Annotated in this window: 26 protein-coding genes and 1 tRNA gene; 15 read left to right on the top strand and 12 right to left on the bottom strand. The window is 68.0% G+C overall.

The window, feature by feature from the left end; translation table 11 throughout:
• Window positions 1-25: 25 nt before the first annotated feature.
• Window positions 26-1,006: a tripartite tricarboxylate transporter substrate binding protein gene (locus RZE79_RS26350; RefSeq protein ID WP_319357490.1), complete on the bottom strand. Its 981-nt coding sequence runs from the start codon at window positions 1,004-1,006 to the stop codon at window positions 26-28.
• A gap of 159 nt (window positions 1,007-1,165) precedes the next feature.
• Here RZE79_RS26350 and RZE79_RS26355 point away from each other — a divergent pair, with 159 nt between their 5' ends.
• Together RZE79_RS26355 and RZE79_RS26360 are read left to right on the top strand one after the other, a co-directional pair.
• The gene (locus RZE79_RS26355) at window positions 1,166-2,062 is read left to right on the top strand and encodes a LysR substrate-binding domain-containing protein (RefSeq protein ID WP_319357491.1); all 897 of its coding nucleotides are present in this window, start codon (window positions 1,166-1,168) and stop codon (window positions 2,060-2,062) included.
• A 144-nt stretch (window positions 2,063-2,206) separates the two neighbouring features.
• Complete coding sequence (locus RZE79_RS26360) at window positions 2,207-2,683, top strand: hypothetical protein (RefSeq protein ID WP_319357492.1); 477 nt, start codon at window positions 2,207-2,209, stop codon at window positions 2,681-2,683.
• Between the two features lie 81 nt (window positions 2,684-2,764).
• On the opposite strand, the gene purH is transcribed toward RZE79_RS26360, so the two are convergent.
• Genes purH through dusB form a run of 3 tightly spaced genes read right to left on the bottom strand, consistent with a single transcriptional unit; the run spans window position 2,765 to window position 5,714 of the window.
• On the bottom strand, window positions 2,765-4,372 hold the full coding sequence (gene purH, locus RZE79_RS26365) for a bifunctional phosphoribosylaminoimidazolecarboxamide formyltransferase/IMP cyclohydrolase (protein WP_319357493.1): 1,608 nt from the start codon (window positions 4,370-4,372) through the stop codon (window positions 2,765-2,767).
• Between the two features lie 15 nt (window positions 4,373-4,387).
• On the bottom strand, window positions 4,388-4,624 hold the full coding sequence (locus RZE79_RS26370; protein ID WP_056577757.1) for a Fis family transcriptional regulator: 237 nt from the start codon (window positions 4,622-4,624) through the stop codon (window positions 4,388-4,390).
• 31 nt (window positions 4,625-4,655) lie between these two features.
• Window positions 4,656-5,714, bottom strand: coding sequence for a tRNA dihydrouridine synthase DusB (dusB, locus tag RZE79_RS26375; protein WP_319357494.1), 1,059 nt, complete (start codon window positions 5,712-5,714; stop codon window positions 4,656-4,658).
• A 183-nt stretch (window positions 5,715-5,897) separates the two neighbouring features.
• Here dusB and RZE79_RS26380 point away from each other — a divergent pair, with 183 nt between their 5' ends.
• On the top strand, window positions 5,898-6,368 hold the full coding sequence (locus RZE79_RS26380; RefSeq protein ID WP_153282058.1) for a YqaA family protein: 471 nt from the start codon (window positions 5,898-5,900) through the stop codon (window positions 6,366-6,368).
• A gap of 19 nt (window positions 6,369-6,387) precedes the next feature.
• Here the strand turns inward: RZE79_RS26380 and RZE79_RS26385 are convergent, their stop codons facing one another.
• Window positions 6,388-7,062 carry a glutathione S-transferase gene (locus RZE79_RS26385; RefSeq protein ID WP_319357495.1) on the bottom strand — a complete coding sequence of 225 codons (675 nt, stop codon included), beginning with the start codon at window positions 7,060-7,062 and terminating at the stop codon, window positions 6,388-6,390.
• Between the two features lie 134 nt (window positions 7,063-7,196).
• Here RZE79_RS26385 and RZE79_RS26390 point away from each other — a divergent pair, with 134 nt between their 5' ends.
• Window positions 7,197-8,183, top strand: a complete 987-nt coding sequence (locus RZE79_RS26390; RefSeq protein ID WP_319357496.1) for a trypsin-like peptidase domain-containing protein — start codon at window positions 7,197-7,199, stop codon at window positions 8,181-8,183.
• A 7-nt stretch (window positions 8,184-8,190) separates the two neighbouring features.
• Here the strand turns inward: RZE79_RS26390 and RZE79_RS26395 are convergent, their stop codons facing one another.
• Both RZE79_RS26395 and ychF read right to left on the bottom strand, forming a co-directional pair.
• Window positions 8,191-8,376: a hypothetical protein gene (locus RZE79_RS26395; RefSeq protein WP_319357497.1), complete on the bottom strand. Its 186-nt coding sequence runs from the start codon at window positions 8,374-8,376 to the stop codon at window positions 8,191-8,193.
• A gap of 74 nt (window positions 8,377-8,450) precedes the next feature.
• Window positions 8,451-9,542, bottom strand: a complete 1,092-nt coding sequence (gene ychF, locus RZE79_RS26400; protein ID WP_319357498.1) for a redox-regulated ATPase YchF — start codon at window positions 9,540-9,542, stop codon at window positions 8,451-8,453.
• A gap of 261 nt (window positions 9,543-9,803) precedes the next feature.
• Between ychF and RZE79_RS26405 the strand changes: the two genes are divergently transcribed.
• The 6 genes from RZE79_RS26405 to rbsD all read left to right on the top strand — a co-directional run bounded on the left by RZE79_RS26405 (window position 9,804) and on the right by rbsD (window position 15,886).
• Window positions 9,804-10,757, top strand: a complete 954-nt coding sequence (locus RZE79_RS26405; protein ID WP_319357499.1) for a sugar ABC transporter substrate-binding protein — start codon at window positions 9,804-9,806, stop codon at window positions 10,755-10,757.
• Window positions 10,758-10,818: 61 nt separating this feature from the next.
• Window positions 10,819-12,420 carry a sugar ABC transporter ATP-binding protein gene (locus RZE79_RS26410; protein ID WP_319357500.1) on the top strand — a complete coding sequence of 534 codons (1,602 nt, stop codon included), beginning with the start codon at window positions 10,819-10,821 and terminating at the stop codon, window positions 12,418-12,420.
• A 5-nt stretch (window positions 12,421-12,425) separates the two neighbouring features.
• A complete protein-coding gene (locus RZE79_RS26415; RefSeq protein WP_319357501.1) occupies window positions 12,426-13,424 on the top strand; it encodes an ABC transporter permease in 999 nt (332 codons plus the stop codon).
• A 22-nt stretch (window positions 13,425-13,446) separates the two neighbouring features.
• Window positions 13,447-14,535 (top strand): LacI family DNA-binding transcriptional regulator, encoded by a 1,089-nt coding sequence (locus RZE79_RS26420; RefSeq protein WP_319357502.1) that lies wholly within the window; start codon window positions 13,447-13,449, stop codon window positions 14,533-14,535.
• On the top strand, window positions 14,532-15,491 hold the full coding sequence (gene rbsK / locus RZE79_RS26425; RefSeq protein WP_319357503.1) for a ribokinase: 960 nt from the start codon (window positions 14,532-14,534) through the stop codon (window positions 15,489-15,491). The genes RZE79_RS26420 and rbsK overlap by 4 nt, the downstream gene beginning before the upstream one ends.
• The gene (gene rbsD / locus RZE79_RS26430; protein WP_070062770.1) at window positions 15,488-15,886 is read left to right on the top strand and encodes a D-ribose pyranase; all 399 of its coding nucleotides are present in this window, start codon (window positions 15,488-15,490) and stop codon (window positions 15,884-15,886) included. The genes rbsK and rbsD overlap by 4 nt, the downstream gene beginning before the upstream one ends.
• Before the next feature lie 7 nt (window positions 15,887-15,893).
• Here the strand turns inward: rbsD and RZE79_RS26435 are convergent, their stop codons facing one another.
• Complete coding sequence (locus RZE79_RS26435; RefSeq protein WP_319357504.1) at window positions 15,894-16,778, bottom strand: MOSC N-terminal beta barrel domain-containing protein; 885 nt, start codon at window positions 16,776-16,778, stop codon at window positions 15,894-15,896.
• 86 nt (window positions 16,779-16,864) lie between these two features.
• On the opposite strand from RZE79_RS26435, the gene RZE79_RS26440 reads away from it, so the two are divergent.
• Genes RZE79_RS26440 through RZE79_RS26450 form a run of 3 tightly spaced genes read left to right on the top strand, consistent with a single transcriptional unit; the run spans window position 16,865 to window position 20,625 of the window.
• Window positions 16,865-17,992 (top strand): FAD-dependent monooxygenase, encoded by a 1,128-nt coding sequence (locus RZE79_RS26440; RefSeq protein WP_319357505.1) that lies wholly within the window; start codon window positions 16,865-16,867, stop codon window positions 17,990-17,992.
• Between the two features lie 49 nt (window positions 17,993-18,041).
• The gene (locus RZE79_RS26445) at window positions 18,042-18,761 is read left to right on the top strand and encodes a DsbC family protein (protein WP_319357506.1); all 720 of its coding nucleotides are present in this window, start codon (window positions 18,042-18,044) and stop codon (window positions 18,759-18,761) included.
• Window positions 18,762-18,765: 4 nt separating this feature from the next.
• Entirely contained in the window at window positions 18,766-20,625 is a 1,860-nt protein-coding gene (locus RZE79_RS26450; protein WP_319357507.1) for a peptidase M61, read from the top strand.
• A gap of 7 nt (window positions 20,626-20,632) precedes the next feature.
• On the opposite strand, the gene RZE79_RS26455 is transcribed toward RZE79_RS26450, so the two are convergent.
• A complete protein-coding gene (locus RZE79_RS26455; RefSeq protein WP_319357508.1) occupies window positions 20,633-21,241 on the bottom strand; it encodes a DUF2325 domain-containing protein in 609 nt (202 codons plus the stop codon).
• 133 nt (window positions 21,242-21,374) lie between these two features.
• Here RZE79_RS26455 and RZE79_RS26460 point away from each other — a divergent pair, with 133 nt between their 5' ends.
• Complete coding sequence (locus tag RZE79_RS26460) at window positions 21,375-22,154, top strand: enoyl-CoA hydratase (RefSeq protein ID WP_099792965.1); 780 nt, start codon at window positions 21,375-21,377, stop codon at window positions 22,152-22,154.
• Window positions 22,155-22,201: 47 nt separating this feature from the next.
• On the opposite strand, the gene RZE79_RS26465 is transcribed toward RZE79_RS26460, so the two are convergent.
• Both RZE79_RS26465 and RZE79_RS26470 read right to left on the bottom strand, forming a co-directional pair.
• Window positions 22,202-23,419 (bottom strand): hypothetical protein, encoded by a 1,218-nt coding sequence (locus tag RZE79_RS26465; protein WP_319357509.1) that lies wholly within the window; start codon window positions 23,417-23,419, stop codon window positions 22,202-22,204.
• Entirely contained in the window at window positions 23,416-24,090 is a 675-nt protein-coding gene (locus RZE79_RS26470; RefSeq protein ID WP_319357510.1) for a sigma-70 family RNA polymerase sigma factor, read from the bottom strand. Before RZE79_RS26470 ends, RZE79_RS26465 begins: the two co-directional genes overlap by 4 nt.
• Window positions 24,091-24,259: 169 nt before the next feature.
• Between RZE79_RS26470 and RZE79_RS26475 the strand changes: the two genes are divergently transcribed.
• Window positions 24,260-24,336 (top strand) — tRNA-Met (locus RZE79_RS26475).
• Window positions 24,337-24,420: 84 nt separating this feature from the next.
• Here RZE79_RS26475 and RZE79_RS26480 read toward each other — a convergent pair.
• Complete coding sequence (locus RZE79_RS26480; protein WP_319357511.1) at window positions 24,421-24,774, bottom strand: hypothetical protein; 354 nt, start codon at window positions 24,772-24,774, stop codon at window positions 24,421-24,423.
• Window positions 24,775-25,086: the final 312 nt, after the last annotated feature.

Genomic DNA, 25,086 nt, shown 5'->3' on the forward strand with positions numbered 1-25,086 from the left:
AAAGTGAAATCGATCGGGCCGTTCGTCAGTCGCCCTTGACGCCCGCGCGCCGCACGGCGTCGGCCCAGCGCGGCTTCTCGCGCTTCATCAGCGCGCTGAGTTCCTCGGGGCTCGAAGGCAGCGCCTCGATCGACAGCGCGGCGTTGGCCCGGACCACGGCCGGGTCGGCCAGTGCGGCGCGCAACGCGGTGTTGAGCCGGTCGACCGTCTTGCGCGGCGTGCCGGCCGGCGCCATCAGCGCGCCCCAGGCCACCACCTCGAAACCGGGCACGCCGCTCTCGGCCACCGTCGCCACCTCGGGCAGCACGCTGGCGCGCTTGGCGCTGGTCACGGCAATCGCCTTGACGCGCCCCTGCTGGATGAACGGCAGCACCGCCGAGATGTTTTCGATGGTCACGTCGAGCTGACCGTTGACCATGTCGCCGACCGCCTGCGTGCCGGTCTTGTAGGGCACCTGCACCATCGTCAGCCCCGTCTCGGCCTTCAGCAGTTCGCCGGTCAGGTGCCCCGCACTGCCGATGCCGGGCGAGCCGACCGACAGCTTGCCGGGATGCTCGCGGCCGTAGGCGACCAGCTCCTGCAGCGTGCGCACCGGCAGGTCCTTGCGCACGATCAGCACGTAGGCGTTGCTCGAGATCAGGCCGACCGGCACCAGGTCTTTCTCGGGCGCGTACGGCAGCTTCGAGAAGAAGGCCGGGTTGATGCTCAGCGTGACGAGGTTGCCGTAGCCGATCGTGTAGCCGTCCGGCGCGGAGGTCGCCAGCGCTTGCGTGCCGACGATGCCGCCGGCGCTGGGGCGGTTGTCCACCGCCATGGCCTGGCCCAGTTCGCGGCCCATCGCGTCGGCCACGGGCCGCATCGCCACGTCCACGCCCGAGCCGGCGGCGTACGGCACGATGAACTTCAACGGGCGCTCGGGGTACTGGGCCGAGGCGCCGAGGGCGACGGCAGCAAGCCCGGCAACGAGGGTGCGGCGAGTCCACGCGAATGACAGCAGTGCAGGCACGAAGGTATCTCCTGTGAGAAGCCCGCCGCTCACGATGAGACGACCGGTGCGCAAAGTCTAGGAATCGACTGCCCGCCGGAAAAGACAATCGCTTGTCGCGATGACAACCTGTGTTTGTCTGGGGATCACCCGGTGGCGCCGCCCGGCAGAATGCGCCGCATGAAGGACCACCAGCTCAAGGCTTGGCTGCGGCTGGCAGACACCGGCAGCATCCGCGCCGCCGCGCGCAGCCTGCACCTGAGCCAGGCGGCCGTGACCAAGGCGATCCGCGAACTCGAGGCCGAGGTCGACGCCCAACTGGTGCTGCGCAGTTCGCGCGGCATCGAGTTCACCGAGTGCGGTCGTCAGCTCACCGTGCGCGCGCGGCTGGCGCACCAGCAGCTCGAACTCGCACGGCAGGACATCCGCATCCTGCAAGGCAGCCAGCACGGGCGCGTGGCTGTCGCGGTAACGCCGATGGTGTTCCTGGGCGTGCTGCCCGAGGTGGTGCGCGCCTTTCGCAAGGCGATGCCGCATGCGCAGCTCAAGCTCTTCGACGGCCTGATTCCCCAGGTGCTGCCGCTGCTGCGCGAGGGCATGATCGATTTCGCCGTGGCCGGCCCGGTCGCCGCGGCGCTCGATGCCGACTTCGCGTTCGAGCGGCTCGACCTGATCGAGATGGCGGTGCTCTGCCGGCGCGGCCATCCGCTGAACCGCGCCACGCGTTGGGAAGAAGTGGCGGGCGCCGAATGGCTGATGCATCTGGCGCCGGGCAGTCAGCACACTTTTTTGCTGGAGCAGTACGCCGAGCAGGGCCTGCCGCTGCCGGAGCACCGCATCGAGGTGGCGTCGTTCGGCGTGAGCTGGGGCCTGCTGACCCGCAGCGACGCGCTGATGGTCGGGCCCGCCGGCATGCTCACGATGTCGCCCTACGCCGAGCTGGTGGAGCGCGTGCCGCTCGCGATGCCGGTGCCGCCGCTGGAGTTGGGCATCGTCTCGCCGCGCGGCAAGCCGCTGTCGCTGGCGGCGCTGCGGCTGGCCGAGCTGTTCCGCAAATACCTGGCGCGGCCCGCCTGAGTGGTGTCATCATTTTCGTGATCGCCGCGTGTATATTGCGCCGGCGTTCGCGGGTCCATTCCCGCGTGCGCCACAGCAAGGGAAGCCGTCATCGCAGCCACCATCGAAGCCGCGAGACAGACCGATTTTCAGGACGCCCCGCCCATGACCCCCTTGCGCATGCTGCCGCTGCTGAGTGCCCTTCTTCTGCCGGGCCTCGCGCTGGCGCAGTCCTTCGAGCCGAAGAACATCTGGGTCAACCCCGGCTTCTACTCGGCCCACTTCGACAGCGGCAAGGATCTGCAGAATGCCAATCCGGGCCTGGGCTTCGAGTACCCGCTGAACGACACCTACCGCGTCACGGCCGGCACTTTCCACAACAGCAACCGGCGGCAGTCGCACTACGTCGGCCTGTACATCCTGCCCTTCGAGTTCTACGGCGTGAAGTTCGGCGCGGTGGTGGGTGGCTTCGACGGCTACCCCGACTACCGCAACGGCAACTGGTTCCCCGCGATCATCCCGACGGCCGCCATCGAGGGCAAGAACTGGGGCCTGAACATCGCCTACGTGCCGACGATCAGGAACCGGCTGTACGGCGCGATCAGCTTCCAGCTCAAGTACCGCTTCGGCACGCACGAGTAACAGCGACGGCCACAACGAAAAAGGCCAGGGCCGCGTGAGCGACCCTGGCCTTGTGCGCGAAGGCCCCGCGGGGCCACAGACTCAGTGCCGGAAGTGGCGCACGCCCGACAGGACCATCACGACGCCGCGCTCGTCGGCCGCGTCGATCACTTCCTGGTCGCGCATCGAGCCGCCCGGCTGGATGACGCAGCCCGCGCCCGCGTCCACCACCACGTCGAGGCCGTCGCGGAACGGGAAGAAGGCGTCGCTGGCCACCGCCGTGTCCTTGAGCGACAGGCCCGCGTGCTCGGCCTTGATGCTGGCGATGCGCGCGGAGTCGAGGCGGCTCATCTGGCCGGCGCCCACGCCCATCGTCATGCCGTCGGCGCAGAACACGATCGCGTTGCTCTTGACATACTTCGCGACCTTCCAGGCGAACAGCAGGTCTTGCAGCTGCTGCGGCGTGGGTTGCTTCTTGCTGACCACCTTGAGGTCGGCCAGGGCCAGCTCGTGGTTGTCGGCGGTCTGGATCAGCAGGCCCGAGCCGACGCGCTTGACGTCCATCGCGTTGCGACCGTTGTCCCAGTCGGTGGTGCCACCCTGGGGCAGTGCGATTTCGAGCACGCGCACGTTGAGCTTGGCCTTGGTAGCCTGGAAAACTTCGAGCGCCTCGGGCGTGTAGCCCGGTGCCATCAGCACTTCGACGAACTGCTTGTTGACGGCTTGCGCGGTGGCGAGGTCGACGGGACGATTGAAGGCGATGATGCCGCCGAAGGCCGAGGTCGGGTCGGTCTTGAAGGCCTTGCTGTAGGCCTCGAGCGCGTCAGCGCCCACGGCCACGCCGCAGGGGTTGGCGTGCTTCACGATCACGCAGGCGGGCTCGTCGAAGCTCTTCACGCATTCCCACGCCGCATCGGCGTCGGCGATGTTGTTGTAGCTGAGTTCCTTGCCCTGCAATTGCCTGGCCGACACGAGCGAACCGGGCGCGGGGTACAGGTCGCGGTAGAACGCGGCCTGCTGGTGCGGGTTCTCGCCGTAGCGCAGGTCTTGTACCTTCACGAAGCGGCCGTTGCTCTGCGCCGGGAACAGCGAGCGCGTGGGCGCGGGCTGGCCGATGCTGGCGTCGAAGTCGATGGCCGAGAGGTAGTCGCTGATGGCGCCGTCGTAGTCGGCGATGCGGTTGAACGCGGCCACCGAGAACGCGAACTTGGTCTTGTCGCTGAGCTTGCCGTCGGCCTGGAGCTCGGCCAGCGCCACGGCGTACTGCGAAGCGTCGGTGAGCACGCCCACGTCCTTCCAGTTCTTGGCCGCGCTGCGCACCATGGCCGGGCCGCCGATGTCGATGTTCTCGATCGCGTCTTCGAGCGTGCAGCCGGGCTTGGCCACGGTGGCTTCGAACGGGTACAGGTTGACCACCAGCAGGTCGATGGTGTCGATGCCGTGTTCCTTGATGGCCGCCACGTGCGCGGGCAGGTCGCGGCGTGCCAGCAGGCCGCCGTGGATCTTCGGGTGCAGCGTCTTCACGCGGCCGTCGAGCATTTCGGGAAAGCCGGTGTGGTCGGCGACTTCGGTCACCGGCAGGCCGGCATCGGCCAGGAGCTTGGCGGTGCCGCCGGTGGACAGCAGCTTGACGCCCAAGCCATGCAGGGCTTGCGCGAATTCGAGGATGCCGGTCTTGTCGGAAACGGAAAGGAGTGCGGTCTGAGCCATGGATGTGCCGTCGGGTTATTTCAAAAGTTTGTGCTCGACCAATTTCTTGCGGAGCGTGTTGCGATTCAGGCCCAGCCATTGGGCGGCCCGGGACTGGTTGCCTTCGGCGCGCGTCATGACGACGTCGAGCAGGGGTTTCTCGACCACGCGCACGAGCATCTCGTACATGCCGTCGGGTTCGGTGCCCCGCAGATCGCGAAAGTAGCTGTCCAGACTGCTGCGAACGCAGTCCTCGATGTGTTTCTTGCTCATTGCTTGCTTCTTCTCTTTTTCTCTTCTTCTCTCAATCGACGGCGCAGGCCGTCTTCTCTTCCCCCGACGGCTCCTCGTCTGTCGTCGGAGCGGGCATGCGGTCCATGCGGTCCGCAAGCCCCTGGAAATAGTCGTCGACCGCGCGCAGCTGTCCGGCGCAGTCTTCGATGGCGTTCATCCGTGCGCGGAACGCCTCGCCGTCGGGCAGCGCACGCACATACCAGCCGATGTGCTTGCGCGCCGTGCGCACGCCGCTGAACTCGCCGTACAGCGCGTAGTGCTCCACGAGGTGATCGAGCAACAGCCGGCGCACCTCGGCCACCAGCGGCGGTGCAAGGTGCGTGCCGGTGTCCAGGAAGTGCGTGATCTCGCGGAAGATCCACGGCCGGCCCTGCGCGGCGCGGCCGATCATCACAGCGTCGGCGCCCGTGGCCGCGAGCACGTCGCGTGCCTTCTCGGGCGAGCGGATGTCGCCGTTGGCCACCACCGGCACGCGCACCGCGGCCTTCACGGCAGCGATGGTGTCGTACTCGGCGTGGCCCTTGTAGCCTTGTTCGCGCGTGCGGCCGTGCACGGTCAGCATCTGCACGCCGGCCGATTCGAAGTCGCGTGCGAGCTTCACCGCATTGCGGTTGTCTTCGCTCCAGCCGGTGCGCATCTTGAGCGTGACCGGCACGTTGAAGGGTTGCGCCGCATCGACCACGGCCTGCACGATTTCCAGCGCCAGCGGCTCGTCGCGCATCAGCGCCGAGCCGGCCCACTTATTGCAGACCTTCTTGGCCGGGCAGCCCATGTTGATGTCGATGATCTGCGCGCCGCGTTCGATGTTGTAGACCGCGGCCTCGGCCATCATGGCCGCGTCGGTGCCGGCAATCTGCACCGCAATGGGGCCCGGCTCGCCGTCGTGGTTGGCGCGCCGCGAGGTCTTCAGCGTGCTCCAGAGTTCCTTGCGCGAGGTGACCATCTCGCTGACCGCATAGCCCGCACCGAGTTCGCGGCACAGCATGCGGAAGGGCCGGTCCGTCACGCCGGCCATGGGCGCGACGAACAGCCGGTTTTCCAGCGTGTGGGTGCCGATCTGCAAGGTCATGGAAAGGGGTGCTGTGCGGGCCGGCTGCTGAAAAATGAGGCACGATTGTAGCCACCTGGCATTTCAGCGACTGAAACGATTTACGCCTATTTGCACCTGCGACACAGGCGTAAACACCAGTAGTTCGCGGGGCCTTCTCCCACGCGGCGGCGACGTGAGCGCTGCCTATACTTCGCCGACCATATGCAAGCCTGGCTCGACGCACTCCTGGCGCTCCTTGCGCTCCCCCAGTACGGACTTTCGACGCTGTTCATCGCGGCCTTCGTGTCGGCCACGTTGCTGCCGGTCGGTTCCGAACCGATCCTGTTCGGCCTGCTGAAACTCAACCCCGAGATGTTCTGGCAGGCCATTGCCGTGGCCACCGTGGGCAACACGCTTGGCGGCGCGGTCGACTGGTGGATCGGCTACGGCGCGCACAAGGTGGCCGACAAATACTCGCACTCGAAACACCATGTGCGCGTGCTCGGCTGGCTCGAACGGCTGGGCCCGAAGGCCTGCCTGCTGAGCTGGCTGCCGATCGTGGGCGACCCGCTGTGCGCGGTCGCAGGCTGGCTCAAGCTGCCGTTCTGGCCTTGCGTCGGCTACATGGCGATCGGCAAGTTCCTGCGCTACGTGACGATGACCTACGCGCTGCTTTACGCCTTCCCGTCATGAAGCGCGCGTTCGAACAAACTCAGCTCAGCAGTTCGTAGGGGCCACCGCGCTGCAGTGCGCGCTGGTAGGCCGGGCGCGCATGAATGCGCTCCAGGTAGGCCATGAGCTTCGGCCGCTTCGCATCGAGGCCGCCGCGCGCCTGCGAGGCTTCGACCACGAAACTCATCTGGATATCGGCGCCCGTGAATTCATTGCCTGCGAACCACTCGCTCCGGCCGAGTTCGGCCTCCATGAAATTCAGATGGCCCGTGATGTTCGGATGAATGAAGGCCGACTTCGCCTTGCTTGCGATGGCCTTGGCGATCGGCTTCGCGAAGAAGGGCATCTTGCTCGTCTCGATGCGGTCGAACACCAGCTTGAGCAGCAGCGGCGACATCGCCGTGCCTTCGGCGAAGTGCAGCCAGTAGCGGTAGCGCAGCGCTTCGGGCGAACCCGCCGCGGGTGCAAGCCGGCCCTGGCCGTAGCGTTCGATGAGCGACTCGATGATCGCGCCCGATTCCGCCAATGTCGCGCCGTCGTCGGTCGTCACCACGGGCGACTTGCCCAGCGGGTGCACAGCCTTCAGCGAAGCGGGCGCCAACATGGTCTTGGGGTCGCGCTGGTAGTGGACGATCTCGTAGGGCAGCTCGAGTTCTTCGAGCAGCCAGAGCACACGTTGCGAGCGCGAGTTGTTCAGGTGATGGACAGTGAGCATGGCGAATGAAGGCCTTCCGGCAGAGGATGCAGCGGGCGCGCAGTCTAACCACAACCCAGGCGGCTTTCAGGCGCCCGGTGCGACAGCGCCACCGCCTACGGCAAACCGTGGACCTGCTTCCTACACTGGCCGAAATGCTCCAACACTTCACGCACCGCCGCCGCACCTCGCTCATCGGACTCTGGCTCGGCCTCGCGGCCTGCCATGCCTGGGCGCTCACGCCCGAGGAGGTGTTCCGCAAGGTCTCGCCCTCGGTCTGGACCGTGAAGGGCGAGCGCGGCAATAACCAGACCGTCATCGGCAGCGCGGTGGCCGTGACCTCGGGCGCGCTGGCCACGGCCTGCCACGTGGTCGACGGCGCCTTCTCCGTCACCGTGACGCAGGGCCCGACCACGTTGCGCATCGCCCGCATCGTGCGCGACCCCGATCCGTCGCGCGACCTGTGCGTGCTCACCACTGAAACGCCGCTGCAGCTGCCCGCCGTGCAGATCGTGCCCTCCGGCGAGTTGCGCGTCGGCCAGCGCGTGTTCGCCATCGGCAGCCCGCATGGCCTCGAACGCACACTGAGCGAAGGCCTGATCTCCGCACTGCGTCCACGCGCAACCGGGCAACTGCCGATCGTGCAAACGTCGGCGCCGGTGTCTTCAGGCTCGAGCGGCGGCGGGTTGTTCGACACCGAGGGCCGGCTCGTCGGCGTGACCGACAGCGTGGCGCCCGGCGGTGCGAACCTCGGCTTTGCCTATCCGGCGCAGTGGGTGATGGAGCTGCCGCGGCGCGTGACCACGGAGCTGGCGACATGGCGCGATCTGCTGAAGAGCACCGGCGTGGTGTTCGGACCCAATGGCGAACCCGCGCCTTCCGGCCATGCCGATCTGTCGGACCTGCAGGCCCTGCCGCCCATCGGCGCCGACCCGACACCGGTGCGCAATGCCTACCGCCAGTTCCTGCTGCAGGCGCGGCCCCGCATCTTCCTGATCACCGACGACCAGAAGTTCGGCACCGCCACCAGTTCGGCCGCGCTGACCGAGCACCTCAAAGGCTGCACCGAACGCAAGGTGACGTGCGCAGCCTATGCTGTGGATGACACCGTGGTGTGGGGCAAGCAGCAGATCGCGAAGTAGCCGGGGCTTACTTGACGCCGGCCTTCCGGAGTTCTTCCGCCGTGATGCGGACCAGCTTCTGATCGCGCTGCACAACGATGCCGGTGTTGGTGCGCACGGCAAGCTCGCGTGCCATCTGTGCGGCGCGCCGCATCGCAATCAGCGAAGCCGGTAAGTCCCTGTCTTTCGCTTGGCTGAGTTGGTCGCGAGTCATGGCGCTTTTCGTGAAACACCGAGGAACCGGCTTCGCCGGGCCTCAGGTGTTGCCCCCGCAAGGGGCGAGCGAAATCAGGAGCTGAACAGGAAGTTCATCACGTCGCCATCCTTCACGACGTATTCCTTGCCTTCCGAACGCATCTTCCCCGCGTCCTTCGCGCCCTGCTCGCCCTTGAAGGCGATGTAGTCGTCGAACGCGATGGTCTGGGCGCGGATGTAGCCCTTTTCGAAGTCACCGTGGATCACGCCGGCGGCTTGCGGGCCGGTGTCGCCGATGTGGATGGTCCAGGCGCGCACTTCCTTCACACCGGCGGTGAAGTAGGTCTGCAGGCCCAGCAACTTGTAGGCCGCACGGATCAGGCGGTTCAGGCCCGGCTCTTCCTGGCCGATTTCGGCGAGGAACATCTTCTTGTCTTCCTCGTCCATCTCGGACAGGTCGGCTTCGATCTTGGCGCAGATGGCGACCACGGGCGCGCCCTGCTTGGCGGCGTATTCGCGCAGGCGATCAAGGTACGGGTTGTTCTCGAAGCCGTCTTCGGCCACGTTGCCCACGAACATCGCGGGCTTGGCGGTGATGAGCGTGAAGCTCTTCACCAGCGGCACTTCTTCCTTCGTGAACTCGAGCGCGCGCACCGGCGTGTTCTCGTTCAGCGCAGCCTGGCAGCGTTCGAGCAGGCCGACGAGCTTCTGCGCGTCCTTGTCGCCCGAGCGGGCGACCTTGGTGTGGCGGTGCAACGCCTTCTCGACCGTGGCCAGATCGGCCAGGCAGAGTTCGGTCTGGATCACTTCGATGTCGGAGATCGGGTCGACCTTGCCGGCCACGTGGATCACGTTCTCGTCGTCGAAGCAGCGCACCACATTGACGGTGGCGTCGGTCTCGCGGATGTGCGCCAGGAACTTGTTGCCCAGGCCTTCACCGGTGCTGGCACCGGCCACCAAGCCGGCGATGTCGACGAACTCGACGATGGCGGGCACCACGCGCTCGGGCTTGACGATCCCGCTGAGCTGGTCGAGCCGCGGATCGGGCACTTCCACCACGCCCACGTTGGGCTCGATGGTGCAGAACGGATAGTTTTCCGCTGCGATGCCGGCCTTGGTCAACGCATTGAAAAGGGTGGATTTACCGACGTTGGGCAGGCCGACGATGCCGCATTGCAAACTCATGGGAGGTCCTCTTGGGTAACCCCCGATTTTAGGCTGACCGGGTTCTCCCCCGGCTTGGGCCCGCTTCCGGCCGCTGCCGCGCACCTTTTCCCAGACGTTCAGAAGCACGCGAAAGCTCTCTGGCAGAGGCGTTTCGGCCCGGAAAGCTCAGGGTTAGACCCGACTAGCAAACGTTTGCGCAAACGTTTCCCTCGATTAATATCGGGTCCCCGGCACAGACCGGCGTTCCGCTCTGACCCCTCATTTCAGGAGACATTCACCATGAAGTTCACCCGCCGTACCCTGCAAAGCGCTGCCGCATTGACCTTGCTGGGCGCCATCGCCGGAACGCCCGCCTTTGCGCAGGACAAGCCGAAGGTCGCGCTGGTCATGAAGTCGCTGGCCAACGAGTTCTTCCGCACCATGGAAGACGGCGCCAAGGCGCACCAGAAGGCCAATGCCGCGCAGTACACGCTGGTGGCCAACGGCATCAAGGACGAAACCGACACCGCCGCCCAGATCAAGATGGTCGAGCAGATGGTGGCGCAGAAGATCAACGCGCTGGTCATCGCACCGGCCGATTCGAAGGCGCTGGTACCGGTGATCAAGGCGGCCATCGACAAGGGCATCCTGGTCGTGAACATCGACAACCAGCTCGACGGCGCCGCACTGAAGGAGAAGGGCATCCTGGTGCCCTTCGTCGGCCCCGACAACCGCGCCGGCGCCAAGCTGGTGGGCGACGCGCTCGCCAAGGAACTGAAGTCGGGCGACAAGGTCGGCATCATCGAAGGCGTGTCGACCACCTTCAATGCGCAGCAGCGCACGCTGGGCTACCAGGACGCCATGAAGGCCGCGGGCGTGACCGTGGTCGGCGTGCAATCGGGCCAGTGGGAAATCGACAAGGGCAACACCGTGGCCGCCGGCATGATGCGCGAGCACCCCGACCTGAAGGCCCTGCTGGCCGGCAACGACAGCATGGCGCTGGGCGCCGTCGCCGCCGTCAAGGCCGCAGGCAAGACCGGCAAGGTGCTGGTGGTGGGCTACGACAACATCGGCGCCATCAAGCCGATGCTGAAAGACGGCCGCGTGCTCGCCACCGCCGACCAGTTCGCCGCCAAGCAGGCCGTGTTCGGCATCGAGACCGCGCTGAAGGCCATCGCCGACAAGAAGAAGCAATCGGAAATGCCGGCCGAAGTGAAGACCGACGTGATCCTCGTCACCAAGTCTTCCAAGTAAGCCACTTCGTTCCCCCTAAAAAGAAGAAGACCTCGTTGTGACTGCCGCACTCGACGCCGCTATGAATCCCCCCTTACCCACCGCCGTGCTCTCCCTGAGCACGGTCGGCAAGGACTACGCGGCGCCGGTGCTCGACGACGTTTCGCTCGAGCTGCGCGCGGGCGAAGTGCTCGCGCTCACGGGCGAGAACGGCGCGGGCAAGAGCACGCTGTCGAAGATCGTCTGCGGGCTGGTGCAGCCCACGCGTGGCGGCATGCGGCTCGATGGCCAGCCCTTCGCGCCGGCCTCGCGCCGCGACGCCGAGCGGCTGGGCGTGCGCATGGTCATGCAGGAACTCGGCCTCGTCACCACGCTGTCGGTGGCCGAGAACCTGCTGCTCGACCGCCTGCCGCACAAGAGCGGCTGGATCCGCCGCGCCACGCTGCACGAACTGGCCGAACGCCAGCTCGCGAAGATCGGCCTGGACGGCATCGACCCGGCCACGCCGGTGGCGCGGCTGGGCATCGGCCAGCAGCAGATGGTGGAAATTGCGCGCAACCTGCAGGACGACACGCGCGTGCTGGTGCTCGACGAGCCCACCGCCATGCTCACGCCGCGCGAAACCGCGCACCTGTTCGAGCAGATCGAGCTGCTGAAGCTGCGCGGCGTAGCGATCGTCTACGTGTCGCACCGCCTCGAAGAACTGCAGCGCATCGCCGATCGCGTGGCCGTGCTGCGCGACGGCAAGCTGGTCGACGTGCGTGCCATGGCCGGCGTGCGCGAATCCGAACTGGTGCAGCGCATGGTCGGCCGCGCGGTGCACGAGCACGAAGGGCGCGCGCGCCGCGTGGCGGGCCCGGTGCTGCTGAGCGCGCGCGGCATCGGCCGTGCGCAGGTGGTGCGCGATGTCGACCTCGAACTGCGCGCCGGCGAAATCATGGGCCTGGCCGGCCTCGTCGGCTCGGGCCGCACCGAGCTCGTGCGGCTGCTGTTCGGCGCCGACCGCGCCGACCGCGGCGAGGTCGTGCTGCACGATGGCACGCCGGCCGCGCAGCCCGTTCAGCATGCGCGCAAGGGCTGGCGCTCGCCGATGCAGGCCATTCGCGCGGGCATCGGCCTCGTCACCGAAGACCGCAAGTCGCAGGGCCTGCTGCTGTCGCAGCCGATCCGCGTCAACGCCACGCTGAGCGACCTCGGCGCGATCTCGCATGCCGGTTGGCTGCGCCGCGCGAAGGAACGCCAGATTGCACGCCGGCTGGTGGAGCTGCTGCGCATCCGTTCGCGCAGCATCGAGCAGCCCGTGTCGACACTCAGCGGCGGCAACCAGCAGAAGGTGGTGTTCGCACGCTGGCTGCACCGCGAATGCAAGGTGCTGCTGCTGGACGAACCCACGCGCGGCGTGGACGTCGGCGCACGCGCCGACCTGTACACCGAACTCGACCGCATGACCGACGCCGGCAAGGCGCTGCTGATGGTGTCGAGCGACCTGCGCGAACTGATGGCCATGTGCGACCGCATCGGCGTGATGAGCGCCGGCCGGCTGGTCGCGGTGTTCGAGCGCGGCGAGTGGACCGAGCAGTCGCTGCTCGCCGCCGCCTTCAGCGATGCCACGGGCCGCGTGCCCGGCTCTCCCGCGGACTCTGCCCATTCCGCAGCTTCCGCCCCGACTTCCGCCGACGCCTGACGACCATGAACGCCGCCTCCCCTTCTTCTTCCGCTGCCACCAGCAAGCCGCCGTCCGCACTCAAGGGTCAGCTCGGCACCTACCTGGGCCTGACGGTCGTGCTGCTGGGCATGATTGCGCTGTTCGGCTCGATGAGCGAATACTTCCTCACGCGCGACACCTTCATCTCGATCGCCAACGAAATCCCGGCGCTGGCCGTGATGGCAGTGGGCATGACCTTCGTGCTGATCATCGCGGGCATCGACCTGTCGGTGGGCTCGGTGCTCGCACTCAGCGCGGCCGTCACGGCCGCCGCCATCCTCGAATGGAAGCTCTCGGTGCCGCTGGCCGCCCTGCTCGGCCTGGCCACCGGCCTCATCTGCGGCACGGTGACCGGCGCGGTGTCGGTCGCGTGGCGACTGCCGAGCTTCATCGTCTCGCTGGGCATGCTCGAAGCCGTGCGCGGCGGCGCCTACCTGGTCACCGATTCGCGCACGCAGTACGTGGGCGACGCCATCTCGGGCCTGGCCGCGCCGTGGATCGGCGGCATCTCGGCCGCCTTCGTGCTTGCCGTGGTGCTGGTGGCCGTGGGGCAGCTGGTGCTCACGCGCAGCGTGTTCGGCCGCCATGTGGTGGGCATCGGCACCAACGAAGAAGCCATGCGCCTGGCGGGCATCGACCCGCGGCCGATCCGCATCATCGTGTTCGCCGTCACCGGCCTGCTGGCCGGGCTCGCGGGCCTGATGCAGTCGGCGCGCCTCGAAGCGGCCGACCCGAACGCCGGCGTCGGCATCGAGCTGCAGGTGATCGCGGCCGTGGTCATCGGCGGCACCAGCCTCATGGGCGGGCGCGGCTCGGTGGTCAACACCTTCTTCGGCGTGCTGATCATCGCGGTGCTCGAAGCCGGCCTGGCGCAGGTGGGCGCGAGCGAACCGAGCAAGCGCATCATCACGGGCGCGGTGATCGTGGTGGCCGTCATCATCGACACCCTGCGCCAGCGCCGGGCCGACCGTCGACTCGCCTGAGCCTCAAGGAACACACACAACCATGGCCACCATCAAGGACGTTGCACTCCAGGCGGGCGTTTCCGTCACCACCGTGTCGCACGTCGTCAACGACACGCGCCACGTGAGCGCCAAGGTGCGCGAGCGCGTCGAGATTGCGATTCGCGAGCTGGGCTACGTGCCCAACGCGATGGCGCGCAGCCTCAAGAGCAACACCACGTCGACGCTGGGCATGCTCATTCCCAACAGCTCGAACCCCTATTTCGCCGAGATCGTGCGCATCGTGGAAGACCGCTGCTTCGGCGCCGGCTACACGCTGGTGCTGTGCAACACCGACGACGAGCCCCGGCGCCAGAGCGTGTACCTGCAGGTGCTGGCCGAGCGCCGCATCGACGGGCTCATCGTCGTGTCGACTGGCGCCGACGAAGACGACTCGCTCGCCACCCAGCTGCGCGGCCTGCGCATTCCCACTGTGCTGGTCGATCGCGAGATCGCCGATCCGGCCTGCGACTTGGTGGAAACCGCCCACATGCAGGGCGGCCTGCTCGCGGTGCGGCACCTGCTGTCGCTGGGCCACAAGCGCATCGCCTGCATCGGCGGGCCGACGGGCGTGACGTCGAGCGAGCAACGCATCGAAGGCTGGCGCATGGCGCTGGCGGAAACCGGCTCGGCACCGAACGCCGACGCGCTGCTGTGGCGCGGCGGCTTCACCAGCCAGGGCGGCTACGAGGCGATGCACGCCATCCTGCGCACCGAGCAAAAACCTTCGGCCGTGTTCGTGTGCAACGACCTGATGGCCATCGGCGCGCTGCGTGCCGCGCATGAAAGCGGTGTGCGAGTGCCCGACGAACTGTCCATCGTGGGCTTCGACGACATCGAACTGTCGGCCTACACCAGCCCGCCGCTCACCACCGTGGCGCAGCCCAAGGAGCGCATCGGCGCACTGGCCGTCGACATGCTGCTGGAGCGCATGGGCGGCAAGCGCCGCGACGCGCGCAAGGTCGTGCTGCAACCCGAGCTGCGCGTGCGTGCCTCGACCGCGCGCCACGCGGGCTTTCGCGAAGCGGGCGTGACGTCCGCAGCATCGGCCACCACCGCCACCACCACATCTTCCAAGTCCCGCACCTCGTGAGCCTTCAGCCTCTCTCTTCCTCCACGCCACCGCGCATCGTCGTGCTCGGCAGCCTGAACATGGACATCGTGCTGCGCGTGCCGCACGCGCCGGCCGCGGGCGAAACCTTGCTCGGCCGTTCGATCGACGCCATCCCCGGCGGCAAGGGCGCCAACCAGGCCGTGAGCTGCGCCCGCGAAGGCGCGCAGGTGCACATGATCGGCTGCGTGGGCGACGATGCCCACGGCCAGGCGCTGCGCGATGCACTCGCGCGCGACGGCATCGACACTTCCGCGCTGCGCACCGACACCGCCGAGCCCACCGGTACGGCACTGATCCTGGTCGAAGACAGCGGCCAGAACCGCATCGTGATGATCCCCGGCGCCAACGCGCGCGTCGCCCTCGACGACGCCGCGCTGCGCACGCAACTGCAGGGCGCGGCTTTTTTCGTCGCGCAGTTCGAAACCCCCATGGACCAGGTGGCGCGCGCCATCGCCGCCGCGCACGACGCAGGCTGCGCGGTGATGCTCAACCCTTCGCCGGTGCAAGCCATCGCCGAGGTGCTCTGGCCTCGCATCGACACACTCGTGGTCAACGAGATCGAGGCGCAGACCCTGTCCGGCCAGAACGCCGACAGCCCCGAAGAAGCCGCGCAGGCCGGCCAGTCGCTGCGTGCGCGCGGCATCGCCCGCGTGGTCGTGACCCTGGGTTCGCGCGGCGCGGTCGCGGTCGACGCCGACGGCGCACGCCACCATCCCGCGCCGAAGGTGCAGGCCGTCGACACCACCGCCGCCGGCGACACCTTCCTGGGTGCGCTCGCCGTGGCACTGGGCGAAGGCCAATCGTTCGACGAAGCCGTGCGCCTGGGCATCCGCGCCGCCGCGCTGTGCATCCAGCAACCCGGCGCCCAACCCTCCATTCCGCTGCGCGACGCCGTGCTGCGCAGCCCCCTGCCCCCCGACTGGATCACGCTGTGAAACGCTCTCCCCTGCTGCACGCCGAACTCTCCCACGTGATCGCCTCTATGGGCCACGGCGACATGCTGGTGATCGGCGACGCCGGCCTGCCCATTCCCGACGGCCCGCGCCGCATCGACTTGGCCGTGGCGCGCGGTGTGCCGGGGATCAGCGATGTGCTGAAGGCGGTGCTGTCGGAGATGCAGGTGGAAAGCGCACTCATCGCGCGCGAGGCGCTGGAGCCCTTGCCCGCCGGCACGCTGCCCGCGTGGTGCGAAGGCCAGCTGGGCGTGGTGCCGCAGGTCATCTCGCACGAAGAGCTGAAGCGCGTGAGCGCGCGCGCCAAGGCCGTGGTGCGCACGGGCGAATGCACGCCCTACGCGAACATCATCCTGGTCGCGGGCGTGGCGTTCTGATCGCCCGTTACTCGAACCTGTAGTTCGCCCCCACCACCTGCCCCACCTTCAGCAGGTGCTCCACGCCCTGCACCACGATGCAGTTCATGCCGAAGGTGATGCCGCCGTCCACGCGCGCGTCGGCGCGGTAGGTGCGCAGCATGTCGCCGACCTCGGGGCTGCTGAGCGCGGTGGCGGGGTTGATGTCGGGAATCGGGCAGCGCGTGCAGGGCTTGACCGGGCGCAGCTCGGCTTGGCCCTCGCCGGTGGTGACGTGCAGCGCGTCGACCCGGTCTTCGTCGTGCGACTCGATGCCGGCCAGCACGATGTTCGGGCGGAAGCGCTCGATGCCGACCGGGCCGTGGCCCGCAGCCGCAAGGCGCTCGTTGAGCTCGGCAAGCGAGCCTTCGCTGGCCACCAGCAGCGGAAAGCCGTCGGCGAACTGGTTCAGCGCCTCGACGCCGTCGGTCCACTTGAGGCTCGACAGGCGCTGGTGCTCGGGGTCGAAGCGCACGAGGCGCAGCGTCTGCGGCTTGCCGGGCTCCGAAAGAAAGTCGCTGAACCACTGGGCGGCGATGTCGCCCATGTCGTAGGCCGCCACGTCGTCCTTCCACACGCGCACACGCACCGGCTGCTCGACGCGGTCGAAGGCCAAGTGCAGCGCCAGCATGCCGGGCGCGCGCAGCACGACCTCGGTGTGCTTCATCTGCGGCTGAATGAGCGCCATGCGCGGCAGTTGCCGCTGGGTGACGAACTCGCCCTGCGCATCGACCACCATCCAGGCGCGGTCGAACTCCAGGCCGGTTTCGGTGAGCAGCATCTCATTGAGCTCGACGCCCGCGCACGACTTGACGGGGTACACGAACAGGCGCGAGATGGTGGCCTGGAGATCGAAAGCGGACGGCTGCGACACGGTGGGGTTCCTTTGAAATCGCTGGCGATTGTCCCGCATGAACGGGTATCGACGCCCGTGCGGGAGGCAACTCCTACAATCATCCGATGGCCCTTTCCCCCGAAGTTTGTATTCGCGGCGCCGGCATCGTCGGCCGCACGCTGGCGCTGCTGCTGGCGCGCGAACGCGTGCGCGTCGCGCTCGTGGTGCCGCCCGCCCCGCCGGCCAAGGAAGACATCCGGGCGTACGCGCTCAACGTGGCGTCCCGCACGCTGCTCGAATCGCTGCGCGGCTGGCCCGACACGGCCCATGCCACGCCGGTGCACGAGATGCAGGTGCACGGCGACGACGGTGGCCGCGTGCAGTTCAGCGCCGCGCGCCAGAAGGTCGATGCGCTGGCCTGGATCGTCGACGTGCCCGCGCTCGAACAGCAGCTGGCCGACGCGGTGCGCTTCCAGCCCCTTATCGACGTGGTGACCGAGCCCGTGGCCGCACCGCTCACCGTGGTGTGCGAAGGCAAGGCCAGCGCCTCGCGCGCGGCGCTGGGCGTGAGCTACGAGGTCACGCGCTATCCGCAGCACGCCATTGCCGCACGGCTCGAAGCCGCGCACACGCACGACGGCATCGCGCGCCAGTGGTTCAACGACCGCGGCGAAGTGTTCGCCCTGTTGCCGCTGGGCGGCGTGCACGGCAAGACGCTGGCGCTGGTGTGGTCGGTCGACCAGCTGCGCGTGCCCGAGCTGGTCGCACAAAGCGTCGAAGAATTCAGCGCCGCCGTGAGCGAGGCCAGCCACGGCGAACTGGGCTCGCTGCGGCTCACGAGCGAGCGCGCCGTGTGGCCGCTGTCGCGCGCCATCGCCGACCGGTGGTCCGGCACGATGCCCGGCCAGCCCACCCAATCGTGGGTGCTCGCGGGCGACGCCGCCCACACGGTGCACCCGCTGGCGGGCCAAGGCCTGAACCTGGGCCTGTCCGATGCGGCCGCGCTGGCCGAGGTGATCCGCACCCGCGACTACTGGCGCAGCGTGGGCGATGCCCGCCTGCTGCGCCGCTACGAACGCGCCCGCCGCGCCGACGTGCTGCAGATGAGCCTGGCGACCGACGGATTGCAGCAACTTTTCTCGCACAACCTGGGTCCACTTCCTGCGTTGCGCAACTGGGGCATGCGCGGTTTCGACCGCACGCGCTTCGTGAAGCACTGGATCACCGCGCAAGCCATGGGCCTCAAAGCCTGATCGCCTGACGCCGCCCCCAGCCCTCCACCTTTTTCCCGAAACCTTCCCGATGACCTTCGTCCGCCACCTTCTCGTCGCCGCCTGTGCGCTGCTCACGCTCTCCACCGCCGGCGCAGGCGAGGCCGAGATCCGCAAGAACCTGCCGACGCACATCCCGCAGCTCCCGCCCATCGAGGAAGTCACCAAGACGCCCGTGCCGGGCCTGTACGAAGTGCGCGTCGGCGGCAGCCAGCTGCTCTACACCGACGAACAGGGCAACTACCTGCTGCAGGGCAACCTGATCGACGCCAAGACGCGCCGCAACCTCACCGAAGAGCGCGTCGAGAAGCTCACCGCGGTCGCCTTCGACAAGCTGCCCGTGAAAGACGCCATCAAGATCGTGCGCGGCAACGGCAAGCGCAAGGTCGCGGTCTTCGAAGACCCGAACTGCGGCTACTGCAAGCGCTTCGAGAAAGACATGAAAAAGGTCGACAACGTGACCGTCTACATGTTCCTGTACCCCGTGCTCGGTGCCGACTCGACCGCCAAGTCGCGCGACATCTGGTGCAGCAAGGACCCGGGCAAGGCCTGGGCCGACTGGATGGAAAACAGCGTCAAGCCCGCGGCCGCCGCCACCAGCTGCAACGTGACGGCGCTGGAGCGCAACGTGGAGTTCGGCCGCAAGTACAACATCACGGGCACGCCCACGCTGATCTTCACCGACGGCAGCCGCGTCCCGGGCGCCATTCCCGCCGAACAGGTCGAGAAGCAACTCGCCGCCGCCAACTGATCCGATGGCGACGACTTCTGCTTCCCGGCGCTCGGCAGCTGCTGCAACCGCCGCGCCCGCTGTGCATTGCCGCGTCGAGTGCGCGGACCTTCATGCCCGCCTGTTCGCTGTCACGTTGACCATCGCCGCGCCCGCCGCGCAGCAGCGCGTGGCGCTGCCGGTGTGGATTCCGGGCAGCTATCTGGTGCGCGAGTTCGCCAAGAACCTGCAGGGCCTGCGCGCCACGCAGGGCCGCCGCAAGCCGCTGCTCACGCAGCTCGACAAATGCAGCTGGCAGATCGACTGCGTGCCCGGCCAGCCACTGGTGCTGCACTACCAGGTCTGCGCCTACGACAACTCGGTGCGCACCGCATGGCTCGACGCCACGCGCGGCTTCTTCAACGGCACCAGCATCTGCCTGCGTGTCGAGGGCCAGACCGAGGCGCCGCACGCGCTCGAAATCGTGCCGCCCACGCTGCCGGCAGACGCCGCGCGCTGGTCGTGCGCCACCGCGCTCGTGCCGACGAAGGCCGACAAGCACGGCTTCGGCAGCTACCGCGCCGCCGGCTACGACGAACTGGCCGACAGCCCGGTCGAGATGGGCGCCTTCTGGAGCGCCGAATTCGAGGCCTGCGGCGTGCCGCACCGCTTCGTGATCGCAGGCGCCGCGGCCTCGTTCGACGGCGAGCGCCTCATCGCCGACACGCAAGCCATCTGCGAAGCCGAGATCCGTTTCTGGCACGGCGACAAGGCCGGCAAGCGCGGCGGCCCCAAGCTGCCGATCGACCGCTACGTGTTCATGCTCAATGCGGTGGACGACGGCTACGGCGGGCTCGAGCACCGCCACTCCACCGCGCTCATCTGCAACCGCCGCGACCTGCCGCAGCGCGGCGAAAAGAAGAAGCAGCCCGAGGGCTACACCACGCTGATGGGCCTCATCAGCCACGAGTACTTCCACACCTGGAACGTCAAGCGCATGCGCCCGGCGGAGTTCGCGCGTTACGACTACAGCCAGGAAAACTACACGCAGCTGCTGTGGTTCTTCGAGGGCTTCACGAGCTACTACGACGACCTGCTGCTGCGCCGCGCCGGCCGCATCGACGACGCGGCCTACCTGCGGCTGCTCAACAAGACCATCAACCAGGTGCTGCAGACGCCCGGCCGGCTCGTGCAGCCGGTGGCCGACGCGAGCTTCGACGCCTGGGTCAAGTACTACCGCCAGGACGAGCAGACGCCCAACAGCACCGTCAGCTACTACACCAAGGGTGCGCTGGTGGCGCTGTGCTTCGACCTCACGCTGCGCCACGAAGGCAAGGGCACGCTCGACGACGTGATGCGCCACCTCTGGACGCACAGCAACGGCGGTCCGATCAGCGAGGCCGACATTGCGGCCGCGCTCGAAGCCGTGGGCGGACGCTCGTACGCGCCGGAGCTGGCGCGCTGGGTGCATTCGACCGACGAACTCCCGCTGGCCGACTTGCTGCGCGCACACGGCGTGGCCACGCTCGACGACCCCTCGCAGCCGGCGCAGGCGCTCGGCCTGCGCGTGGCCGAAACCGGCGGCAGCGTGCAAATCAAGGTGGTGCTGCGCGGCGGCGCCGCCGAGAAGGCCGGCTTCTCGGCGAACGATGAATGGCTGGGCATCGAACTGCCGGCCGTGGGTGGTCGCGGCAAGGGTGCATCGCAACCCGCGCAGGCCTGGCGCCTCACGAAGCTCGACGACCTGGCGCTGTACCTCGGCAGTGGCACCAAGTGCACGGCCCTCGTCTCGCGCGACCGCCGGCTGCTGCGCCTGCCGCTCACGTTGGCGACGGGGTCGACCACGTGGCGGCTGTTCTCGCACGACGCAGCCAAGGTCTCGGCCTGGCTCGCAGCCAAGCCGTAATTTCTTCTCAGGCGGTGTGATCGACGGCCGCCGCCAGCGGCGGCCGCACGAACAGCATCGGCTGCGGCTCGCCCACCAGCACGCAGGGCTTGCCGGTGCGGCGGCAGTGGTCCTGCACGCGCCAGTAGGCGCCGTGACTCACGCAGCCGGTCTGGCAGATCACGAGGTCGGCGGCGCGCAGGCCCGCTTCGAGCGCCGCGGGGTCGTCGGCATCGTCGCCGCCGTCGTGGTGCAGGTAACGGCCGCCGGCAATCTCCACGAGCTGGCGTGCCAGCGAAGGCGCTTCTTGCGCCGCTTCCGACCGCCCGACACACAGCACCGACTTGGCACGCAGATCGGCCGGCACTTCCGGTCCCGGCGGCAGCGCATGGTGACGCCGGCCGCCCGGCGCCAGCAGCGCATGCAGGCGCTGGGGCAATGCAGTGCCCACGGCCGCGCGCGCCGCCAGCTCTTCGCGCACGATGGCAATCGCCGAGTCGCGCGCCACCAGTGCGCCGCGCAACCGCACGATCTGCGCCTCGAGCCGCTCGACCCGGGCGGCCTGCTCGATCAGCAGGCGCGAGCAACGCTCCTGCACCCGAGCGTAAGCCCGCAGCAACACGGCATGTTCTTGCATCGGGAAGTCCATGGCGGGCATTCTAGATGAGAACAATTATCAAATGAAACGCCCGCGCGCCAGCGGGCCCGCGGCCATGCTCGGTATAGTGGAACGCGTTTTTTCCCCCACCTCCCCCGGAGACAGAGACACCATGAGCTACGAAAACATCGAAGTGCGCACCGAAGCAGGCAAGGTCGGCATCGTCACCCTCAACCGCCCCAAGGCCCTCAATGCGCTCAACGACGCGCTGATGACCGAGCTGGGCCAGGCGCTCAAGGCCTTCGACGCCGACGACGCCATCGGCTGCATCATCCTCACGGGCAGCGAGCGCGCCTTCGCGGCCGGCGCCGACATCGCGGCGATGGCCAAGTACAGCTTCATCGACACCTACAAGGGCGACTACATCACGCGCAACTGGGAAACCATCCGCTCAATCCGCAAGCCGGTGATCGCGGCCGTGAGCGGCTTTGCGCTGGGCGGCGGCTGCGAGCTGGCGATGATGTGCGACTTCATCATTGCGGCCGACAACGCCAAGTTCGGCCAGCCCGAAATCAAGATCGGCGTGATCCCCGGCGCCGGTGGCACGCAGCGCCTGCCGCGCGCAGTGGGCAAGAGCAAGGCCATGGACATGGCGCTCACCGCCCGCATGATGGACGCCGCCGAAGCCGAGCGCGCGGGCCTCGTGAGCCGCGTGGTGCCCTTCGAAAAACTGGCCGACGAAGCCCTGGGCGCCGCGCTGATCATCGCGGGCTACTCGCAGATCGCCGTGATGGCGGCCAAGGAATCGGTCAACCGCGCCTTCGAGAGCGGCCTGAGCGACGGCGTGATGTTCGAACGCCGCCTGTTCCACGCGCTGTTCGCCACGCAGGACCAGAAGGAAGGCATGGACGCTTTCCTGAACAAGCGGGCCCCGGACTTCAAGAACGCCTGAGGCGCTGATCCGCTAAATAGCGGACCCGGCGACCGCAGCGGTCGCCGTCAGCGGGTCCGCGAGACCGCCATGCGCAGCGCGTCGAGCGCCTGTGCCGGCGGCGTGCCGATGAAGGCGGGGCCGCCTGGTTGCGGCGTCCACCGCACCTGATCGCCCGCGATCTCGAGCACGGCCAGCAACGCGCCGTCGCGCCGCAGCTCGATGCGCGCCTCGACCGGCGAACTCAATTCCCCGCCCGATACGGTGGCCGCGCGCGCCACGCTGTTCACCAGCGCCGCGAGGCCTTCGGTGTCGCCGCGCGCCTGGCGCGTGGCGGTGCCGGCGCGCGTGATGTCGAGGGCGGTCCAGCGGTCCAGTGCCGAGAAGACGCCGGCTGTGGTGGCCTCGGTGGCCGCGCGTGGCGCGGCAGCCTTGGCCGCGGCCGGTGCGGACGCGGGTGCAGCCCGGCGCTGCATGCCCGCGACATTCGCGCTGACACCGCCTTGTGCGGCGAACGATGGGGCCGCGTCCGCCGACTCGCGCGGCATCGGCGCTGCAGGCGCGGCCGGCGCCACGGCCGGAGCTGGTGGTGCAGCGGCATAAGGCGCGGGACTCTGACCGACGTCAGCCATGGGAGGCGCCGGCATGGGCGCCGACGCGATGGCGGGTGCGGTGGGTGCAGGTGCGGGCACGGGCGCCGCTTTTTCCAGCATCCGTTCTTCGTCTTTCTGAATCGACGCCGCAGCAGGCGCTTCACGCCGCCGCGATGCGTCACGTGCTTCCTGCGTCTCGCGCTGCTTCAAGGTCTCTTTCGTATCGCGCGCTACTTCGCTGCGTTGAACGGCGGGCGGTGTCGTGTCGGCCGTTGCGGCCGGCTCAGCAGCAGGAGGCGCAGCTTGCACCGGTGCTGGCGCTTCGGCCGGTTGCGCAGGCGGTGCCGATGCCGGCGCGGGCGCTCCGGTCACTTGTGCTTCGCCATCGAGCCCTGCCTCGGGCACCGGCTCCCGATGCCACAGCACAGTGACGAAGGTCGCTACGAGCACGGTCGCGAAGGCCGCATTCCACGGCATGCGCGAGCGAGGACTGCCGCCGCCGAACAGGCGTCGCCACCACGGCGCGGCTTCAGCCACATGGCCGGCCGCCGGCGCGGAAACAGCAGCAAGGTTGTGCGCCATCTTCAAGATCGCCTCGCGCGTGTGCGCCGCAGGCACCGCGTCGCGGTCGGGCGCATGGTCCAGCGCGCGACGCAGCCGCGGGTCGTGCAGATCGTCGTTGTTCTCGTTCATGCCCGTTGCTCCAGCACCGACAAGTAGCGTTCCATGCAGTCGCGCAGCTTCTGCAGGCCGTAGCGCAGGCGGCTGCGCACCGTCTCGAAGCCGATCTCCAGCTTGGCCGCGAGCGCGTCGACGGTCAGGCCGTCTTCATGGTGCAAGAGAAATGCGGCGCGCTGCTCGGCCGGCAGTTCGTCAAGACAGGCCAACAACCGGCGCCCGGCGGCGCGCCAGAACGCGAGCTCTTCGGCCGACGGATGGGCCGACACGTCGGTGGCACCGTGCACGCCGCGGTCCAGCGCAGGCACGGCGTCGCCGTCGTCGTCGGTCGCGTGGCCATCGAGCGTCACTTCGCGGCCGCTCACGCGCAGGCGGTCCATCGCGAGGTTGTGCGCGATGGTGAAGGCCCAGGTGCGCCACGTGGCGCCCTGCGGCGAGAAGCTGTCGCGCGCAGAGATGATCCGCACCCAGGTGTCCTGGAACACCTCGTCGGCCTGCGCCACCAGCCGCGCGCCGAGCAGGCGCTTGACGAAGCGGAACAGGCCGCCTTCGTGGCGCGCATAGAGCACGTCGAAGGCAGCGGCATCGCCGTGGGCGTAGGCCAGCATCAACTGATCGTCGGGCATGGCGTCGCGCGCAAGGGCGGCGGAGGCAGCAGAGGAAGGGGCGCGGGGCAGCGCAGACATCGAAGGATTGTCACCCGGGCTTGTACGGCTCAGTGAGGCGATCGGGGTTAAGTCGGGGTGCGATCCGGAGGATTCGGATGCAGAAAAATCGACCTAAAAACGCCGGGTGTTGAACTCGGCCCAAAGCCTGGGCTATAATTTTGGGCTTCGGTGCAGTTTTGTACTGAACGGCTCTTTAGCTCAGTCGGTTAGAGCGATGGAATCATAATCCACAGGTCCGCGGTTCGAATCCGTGAAGAGCCACCAACACAGCATTCCCGCCTCGCGCGGGATGCACAAAAAGCCCTAAGTTTTCAACAACTTAGGGCTTTTTTCTTGCCCGGAACCTGCTCAAGGGATCGCCTCGCGGTCGAGCCGGAACGCCTCGGGCTCGCAATGCACCAAGCGCCAGCCGTGGACGCCGTGCAGTTCCAGTTCGTCCGCCACGTCGGTCAGCGTGCCGATCAGCTCGTTGCCCCAGAACCTGCACGCGCCTCGCACGGGGTTCATCATCCGCCGCAGCCTCGCGAGCGAGAGCATCCGCTCGGCGTTGAAGAAGAACTCGAGCGCCAGATCGAAAGTCACCGGGTCGAGGCGGCGCGTCCGGCCCGCAAAGCTCACGCTGCGTTCCAGCGGGTGGAAGCTGTAGGCGCCCCACGTGAGCGGCTTCGGCGTCGCGCAGCCCAGTCCGCGGGCTTGCAACACGAGCAGGATGTCCCGGTAGAAATCGTCGAACGACGGCGGCTGCGTGGGCGGATGCTGTTGACTACGACCTTCGCCTTCTTCCTTGCCATGAAATTCCTCGTACTCGCCGAATGAAATCGGGACCGGAACTGCGAACGCGCACGCGACGCCAGCTCAGACGGTGTGTTGACCGATGACTTTAGGAAGACGTTCCGGGTACGGCCATCGGACCAGTCCGAAATGGAAGGGCCAGGACATAGGCACAGGGCGAAACTGTGAACAAAGCCCCCCGATGTAGCCACAAAGCAGCAAGGCCCCTGCAAGTCGATGACT

Origin of the sequence: Variovorax sp. EBFNA2, from assembly GCF_033802765.1 — a bacterium.
Classification (GTDB): Bacteria; Pseudomonadota; Gammaproteobacteria; order Burkholderiales; family Burkholderiaceae_C; genus Variovorax; species Variovorax paradoxus_H.